Below are 6,269 nucleotides of genomic sequence, written 5' to 3' on the forward strand. Positions count from 1 at the left end.
TTACCTCCAAACGTTCAGGCGCTTTTCACTGGCCCGCAAAATGATGGTCACAACGGCCGTCATCAATAGGTAGAGCACACCAACAATCAAGTATGGAACCAGGGTCACGTCACGGGCAGCCGCAATCGAACCTGCACGGAGAATGTCGCCCAAACCAATGACGTAAATCAAGGAAGTGTCCTTGACTAGGTTTACGACTTCGTTACCAAAGGAAGGCACGACAATCTTAATAACCTGTGGCAAGACGACTTTGAAGAAGGTTTGCGTCTTTGACAAGCCGAGGACTTTGGCGGCATCAAACTGGCCCTGTGGCACGGACTGTAAGCCACCACGGAAGATTTCGGCCAAGTAGGCTGCGTAGTTGATGATAAAGGCAAAGGCGGCCGATTCAAAGCGGCTGAAAGGCAAGCCTACCATGGCTAAGCCATAGTAGATGAAAATCAGCTGCAATAGCAAGGGCGTTCCCCGCATAATCCAGATGTAGCCATTCACCAGCCAGCGAACGGTGAAGTAGGGTGACTTCATGGCCAAAGAGGCCAAGATTCCAAGTGGAATCGACCCAATAATCGTAATAAAGAAGACACCCAGTGTCATTTGTAAGCCGGACAAAATGCCGGGTAAGAAAGTCATTACATTTTCCATCAGATACTCCCTTTTCGTTCAACAATAGAAAACGCCCTCCAAGCAAAGCTGCTTAGAGGGCGTTAAACGCGGTCCCACCTCATTGTTATTCGACCATCACTGGCCAAATCTCAAAACGTTTCTAAGAAACGTTCGTGCGTAACGGGCACAACCGATGTGCGCTACTATCATTTCACACACACACTCCTAGGGGTGTTTCACAGTGGTTCTCTACTTACTCGCAATCCCCGTAAGCTTCCTGAAAGAAGAAACACTGCTACTCGCCTAGTCAACGATTTATCTTGCTTTAATTATAACGGCCCAAAGACGACTTTGCAAGCCTAGACCAGGCGCTGAAAAAGCGACCAGGCCGGGAAGTAGAAAATAGCAGCCATAATCAAGTTAAAGGCAGCCGTTGGCAAAACCAAGTAGACCACGAAGGACAGAATGGACAGGTTGGCTGAACCAATCAACTGCCCAGCCACAAAGGTCACTAGCAAATAGACAATCTGACCAATCAACAAGAGCAAGAGCCCAGACATCATTCGTTCATCAAAATAGGGACGCAAGCGGTCCATGACAATGGTCGCCAGTAGAAAGGCCACCGTGTAAGTGCCGAGAATGCCCGTGTAAAAGATATCAAACAACACACCGAAGATTACAACGTAGCTGTAGTAGGGGATTTCTTTTTGAACACCGAACTGAATGGCGTAAAAAAGCCAAGTAAAAGTCAACATGGGCATGGCGTGGATTGGTTCCTTCATCAAGAAACCAAGCGAAGCGGCCAAGTTTCCGTCGACCAAAAAGAGAATCAACAGAATGATTGGAAAGATAAATTGAAAGCGAATAAATTGCCAACCTGCCATTTAGGACTCCATACTACTCTTTGCAACGAGAACCGTTGCGATCTTTGAAAGGTCAGAAGAAGGCTCAATGTAGATCTTCTTTGACAAACCATACGAATCAGAGGTAACTTCCGAAATTTTACCAACCAAGAGGCCGGATGGCACCAGGCCACCAAGTCCTGAAGTAACCACCGTATCGCCCTTGTTCACGTTGGCCGAATTGGCAATTGAACTCATGACGAGCATCTTCTTATCCGCATCGTAATCGGTCACAATGCCGTTGGTATCACCGGAACCACCCTTGACGGTAATGGCGATTCGGTTCGTGTCTTCAGAAGTGTCTGAAATCAGGGTCACCTTTGAATTAACCGTGTTAACTTCGGTTACCAGACCGATAATGCCGGAATCACCCAGCACGGCCATCCCCTTTTTCACACCGGACTTGGCCCCCTTATCAATCACCAACTGTGAATTCCAGGTTGTTGGTGAACGAGAAGTCGTGACGGCTGAAAGTGTTTCGTAATCCGTTAAGGACTTTTTCAAATCCAACTGCTTTTTCAAGGACTGGTTTTCCTCTTCAACGGTTTGCAACTTCACTTTGTTTTGTGCATAACCATCGACTTTGGCCTTTAAGGCCTTGTTTTCAGAAAAAGTGTTTAACAAGTTGGCTAAGGAATTGGCCCGTGTTCCAACGGCATTGGTTGGAATCGAGATGACTTTGGCAGCCCCACCCGTTAAGTCATTGACAACCCGTTGAAAGAACGGTGGGTTATTCGTCTTTTTTGACCACCAGTTCGAACCGGCGATTAAACCAACAACGACCAGAAAGCCAATCATCAGTAATACAATGGTCCGTGATGAAAAGATTTTACGCATATTCAACTACTCCCTCTGCGCTGACAAATAAAAGCGTAGCGCAAGCGCTACGCTTTTTTAAAAAAGTTCATTAGTTACGGCGCAAAATTTCAAGTGACTTGAGTGATTCACCAACACCCTTCACCACTGCGTCCATTGGATCTTCCGCAACGATGACGGAAACCTTGGTAACCGATTCAATCATTTCGGGCAAGCCGCGCAACTGAGCGCCCCCACCGGTCAAAACCATTCCGTGGTCGATGACATCGGCGGCGATTTCTGGTTGCGTTGATTCCAGCGTTTCACGAATGGCGTTAACCACTTCGTTCACGGGATCTTGAATGGCCTGGGCCACGTCGATGGCCTGTACTTCGATGGTCTTTGGCAAACCAGTCAACAGGTCACGACCACGCGCTTCAGAAGCAGGGATTTCCTTGGCGTCTTGCAAGGAAACCGTGCCAACTTCAATCTTCAACCGTTCGGCCGTCGTTTCACCGATGGCCAAGTTATAGTTGTTTCGAACAAAGGAAATGATGGCTTCGTTCAACTTATCACCGGCAAAGCGAGTCGAACGTGATGACACAATTCCACCAAGTGAAATCGTGGCGACATCCGTCGTTCCCCCACCAAAGTCAACGACCATGGAACCAGTTGGTTCCATAACTGGCAGACCCGCACCAATGGCAGCGGCAAAGGGTTCTTCCAATACGTAAGCATCGCGGGCACCAGCCACGCGAGCAGCGTCGATGACGGCACGACGTTCAACGGCCGTAATCTTTGCGGGTACACCAAGCGTTACAAATGGCTTACCAACACGGCCACCCAAGGCCTTCTTCAAATAGTAAGAAATCATGGCAACCGTCGTATCGTAATCGGCGATCACACCATCACGCATCGGACGGATTGCTGCGATGGATGCAGGGGTCCGGCCGAGCATAGCACGGGCTTCTTCTCCAACCGCGATAATTTCGTTTGTCTCAGTATTCCGAGCCACAACAGAAGGCTCGCGCAAAACGATTCCCTTACCTTCTACGTATACGTAAGTGTTGCTGGTTCCCAAGTCGATACCGACGTTATGTTGTCCAAAAGATAATGCCACAATCTTGCCTCTCAATTAGGGCCAAGCCGCTAGCTGGCCATTTTTAGTTTTACTTTACTTGCTAATATTGTAGCACAAATCAAATTCTTGAACAGGCTATTTTGCCCGAACGTAAGTGACTTTTCCAGCCCGGTGAGCGATCCCGCGAACCGTGTTCTGATAGGGAAAGGCCGACCAGGCTTTTTGAAAGTCTGGGAAGTTTTCGGGTTCGACCAAGATTTCGTCAATCTTTCCATCGCGTAGATTCATTAGCGCTTCTTTATAATCCATTTGCTGCATCCTTAATCCTTAAAAATTCACTGACTCGTTTTTGTGCGAGAGCGTCGGCTTTTTCGCCCTCAACCCATTCTAACCCATCAATTTGGTGCCGCCAGTAAGTGAGCTGTCGTTTGGCATAGCGCCTGGAATCTTGCTGAATGGCCGAAACAACCTCAGGCAAAGTCGCTCGCCCCTCAAAATACGGATAGAACTCCTTGTAGCCAATCCCCCGGCCGGCTTGTAATTTCAGACCACCCAGTTCATAGAGATGCCGAGCTTCTGTTTCCAAGCCAAGCGACAACATCTTTTCGACTCGCCCATTAATCCGTTCATAGAGTTTCTCCCGTGGCCAGTCAATGGCTAGAACACAGGCTTCGTACTGGGGCCTTTTCTCCGCGTCAGTAGCCTTCTTTTCCCCATGGCGCATAATCTGCAAGGCCCGTAAAACCCGGGATTTATTCTGCAAATCAACCCGTTCAAGCAAGCTTTGATCAGCTCCAGCTTTCAGCTCAGCAACCAATTCGGCTAAGGGACGTTCTTCATCCTTTTTGACTTCCTCTTCGTTCGAGGGTGCAAAGTCCAGGGACTGCTGACCAAGCAGTGCCTTCACGTAAAAGCCAGTTCCGCCAACAACAATTGGCAGCTTCCCCCGACTTTGAATATCTTCGATTGCTTGATCCGCCGCCTTTAAAAAGTCCGCAACCGAAAAATCGGCTCGTTCGTCGACCAAATCCAATAGGTGTTGCGGACCCCTTTTTAATTCTTCAGAATCGGCTTTGGCGGTACCAATGTCCAGGTTTTGATAAACTTGCATGGAATCAGCCGATACCAGTTCACCATTAAAGCGATCAGCTAGGTTCATGGCTAGCCCTGTCTTACCAGAAGCTGTCGGGCCAGCAATCACCACTACTTTAGTTTTTTTCATCATAGTCATTTCTGGGCTACCCCGTTTACAAATTGGCTTGAATCAACGATAATAGACTCAAAGTAGAAAAGGAGAACATCATGGCAAAGGGATTTAAAACTGGCGTGATTGCAGGTGTACTTGGTTCAGCCGTTGCGGCAGCCGCAACAGCATTCGGATACAAGAAGGCTGTGATTGCACCACAAGAACAAGCAGACGAACAATACGAAGAAGTTTCAAAGCAAGCCGTTCGCCGTTCAAAGGCAGCGCACCAATCACGTTTCTAATTCAGTGATGAAATAAAAAGAATCGCTTTTACAAGCGATTCTTTTTATTTATGCCTTTATCGCTTTGCTCGTGCTACATATTGCCGGTAGCCACCAGCCATCAAGAAGACCTGGTCTTTGGAAGCACCTTCCTTCTTCAAGCGTTTAGCAATGGCTGAAGCGGCTTGCAGAGTGTCACCATAAACGAAAATTGGTAAATCCTTACGCAATCCAGTCTTACCCTGGCTCAAAGCCATCGCCGGCATGTTCCGGGCCCCCTTCAAGTGCGAACGCTTAAAAGGTTCCTTTTCACGAACATCAATTAACTGCGCGTTTTTAGCCTCTTGAACTGATTCAACGAACTTCGTTGCTTTCAGAACCGTTCCCCGCTGACGCGCCAACGTGTTTGTCAAAACAAAGGACAAAACGTAGAAAACAAGAATAAAGAATAAAATCAGTGAAATAAAAGAAAATAGCTGCATGAAGTCTCTCCAAAAAAGATAATATAGCCATTATACCTGACTTTATCCACTTTCGCCAAAGCAATCAGGCCTTAGCAAAAATTTCGTTTACCTGTTGAATGGCATTTCCGGAAAAGAGCACCTCACCGTGCTCAGCTAAGAAGGAAGAAGACTGCTTAGCAAAGCGGCCATACTCCACTAAGGTGGCGAAAAAGGCGTTGAGTTCAGCAGAAGTCCAATCTAAATAGCGTGAATCAACCGACAAGAAATACTTACCTTGATAGCGGTAAATGACTGACTGTCCATCAAAGTGTTCCAAAACAGCCGTCAATGACAGGAGTGACTCGAATTGGTCAAGAACGATCACATCGATTCGACCAGCAGCCATTGCGGGCTTCGTGGAAGATTTTGTCTGGTCTGTTTCTTGTAGGGCCTGTTTCTTTTCAAAGGAAAGATCGTCAATGGCCGAGATATCGTTTTCTTGTGCGTTCGCCATCTCCTCTTGTTCCTTTGCAATCGATTGCAAGAAGGAGCCAAAGGCCTCCTCATCATCTAAACGCGAAATAAAGAGTTCTAAGCCGTTTTGATTGGGAAGCACTTGAAAGGAAACCTTATCATTGTCGACAAAGTCCTGATCCGTGTCTAATTCAGACAAGATGTTATAAAAGAAATTTTCAATTTTGTTCCGGTCAGATAACAAATCGCGCACTGAAGTGCCACGGTCCTTCAAGTCGTCGTTTTCGACCATTACCCGAATGGTGTTATCGTTAATACGTTCCATTTCCATCTGATCACCTCTGTTTCACCAGAAGACTACTTGAATTTCATCTAGTATTTATTACATTTTAAACAAAAACAATAAAAAAAACAACAGCTGAACGTCATCGTTCTACTGTTGTTTACTATGTACAGGCATCGCGTCGTCCTATCCTCGCAGCCAGCGTTCCGGCAACTACTTTT

The 6,269-nt window shown here is 47.0% G+C and carries 9 protein-coding genes and 1 other annotated feature; of the genes, 1 reads left to right on the top strand and 8 read right to left on the bottom strand.

All coding sequences use genetic code 11. The features are described 5' to 3' along the window. From G6R28_RS03400 to miaA, 6 genes are all read right to left on the bottom strand, one after another. The gene (locus G6R28_RS03400; RefSeq protein ID WP_213792820.1) at positions 1-642 is read right to left on the bottom strand and encodes an amino acid ABC transporter permease; all 642 of its coding nucleotides are present in this window, start codon (positions 640-642) and stop codon (positions 1-3) included. Between the two features lie 52 nt (positions 643-694). Next, positions 695-923, bottom strand: a binding site (T-box leader). A 39-nt stretch (positions 924-962) separates the two neighbouring features. Further along, complete coding sequence (mreD, locus tag G6R28_RS03405) at positions 963-1,487, bottom strand: rod shape-determining protein MreD (RefSeq protein WP_213792821.1); 525 nt, start codon at positions 1,485-1,487, stop codon at positions 963-965. Next, positions 1,488-2,342: a rod shape-determining protein MreC gene (gene mreC / locus G6R28_RS03410; protein ID WP_213792822.1), complete on the bottom strand. Its 855-nt coding sequence runs from the start codon at positions 2,340-2,342 to the stop codon at positions 1,488-1,490. A gap of 70 nt (positions 2,343-2,412) precedes the next feature. Further along, positions 2,413-3,420, bottom strand: coding sequence for a rod shape-determining protein (locus G6R28_RS03415; RefSeq protein ID WP_213792823.1), 1,008 nt, complete (start codon positions 3,418-3,420; stop codon positions 2,413-2,415). A gap of 96 nt (positions 3,421-3,516) precedes the next feature. Next, positions 3,517-3,690 (bottom strand): hypothetical protein, encoded by a 174-nt coding sequence (locus tag G6R28_RS03420; protein ID WP_213792824.1) that lies wholly within the window; start codon positions 3,688-3,690, stop codon positions 3,517-3,519. After that, the gene (gene miaA, locus G6R28_RS03425; protein ID WP_213792825.1) at positions 3,680-4,603 is read right to left on the bottom strand and encodes a tRNA (adenosine(37)-N6)-dimethylallyltransferase MiaA; all 924 of its coding nucleotides are present in this window, start codon (positions 4,601-4,603) and stop codon (positions 3,680-3,682) included. The genes G6R28_RS03420 and miaA overlap by 11 nt, the downstream gene beginning before the upstream one ends. An 80-nt stretch (positions 4,604-4,683) precedes the next feature. Between miaA and G6R28_RS03430 the strand changes: the two genes are divergently transcribed. Next, a complete protein-coding gene (locus G6R28_RS03430; protein ID WP_213792826.1) occupies positions 4,684-4,869 on the top strand; it encodes a DUF3042 family protein in 186 nt (61 codons plus the stop codon). 56 nt (positions 4,870-4,925) lie between these two features. Here G6R28_RS03430 and G6R28_RS03435 read toward each other — a convergent pair whose 3' ends face one another. Next, positions 4,926-5,330: a rhodanese-like domain-containing protein gene (locus G6R28_RS03435; RefSeq protein ID WP_213792827.1), complete on the bottom strand. Its 405-nt coding sequence runs from the start codon at positions 5,328-5,330 to the stop codon at positions 4,926-4,928. 64 nt (positions 5,331-5,394) lie between these two features. Next, positions 5,395-6,096: an adaptor protein MecA gene (locus tag G6R28_RS03440; protein ID WP_238479267.1), complete on the bottom strand. Its 702-nt coding sequence runs from the start codon at positions 6,094-6,096 to the stop codon at positions 5,395-5,397. Positions 6,097-6,269: the final 173 nt, after the last annotated feature.

Source organism: Fructobacillus papyrifericola (assembly GCF_018437235.1).
Taxonomy (GTDB): domain Bacteria; phylum Bacillota; class Bacilli; order Lactobacillales; family Lactobacillaceae; genus Fructobacillus; species Fructobacillus papyrifericola.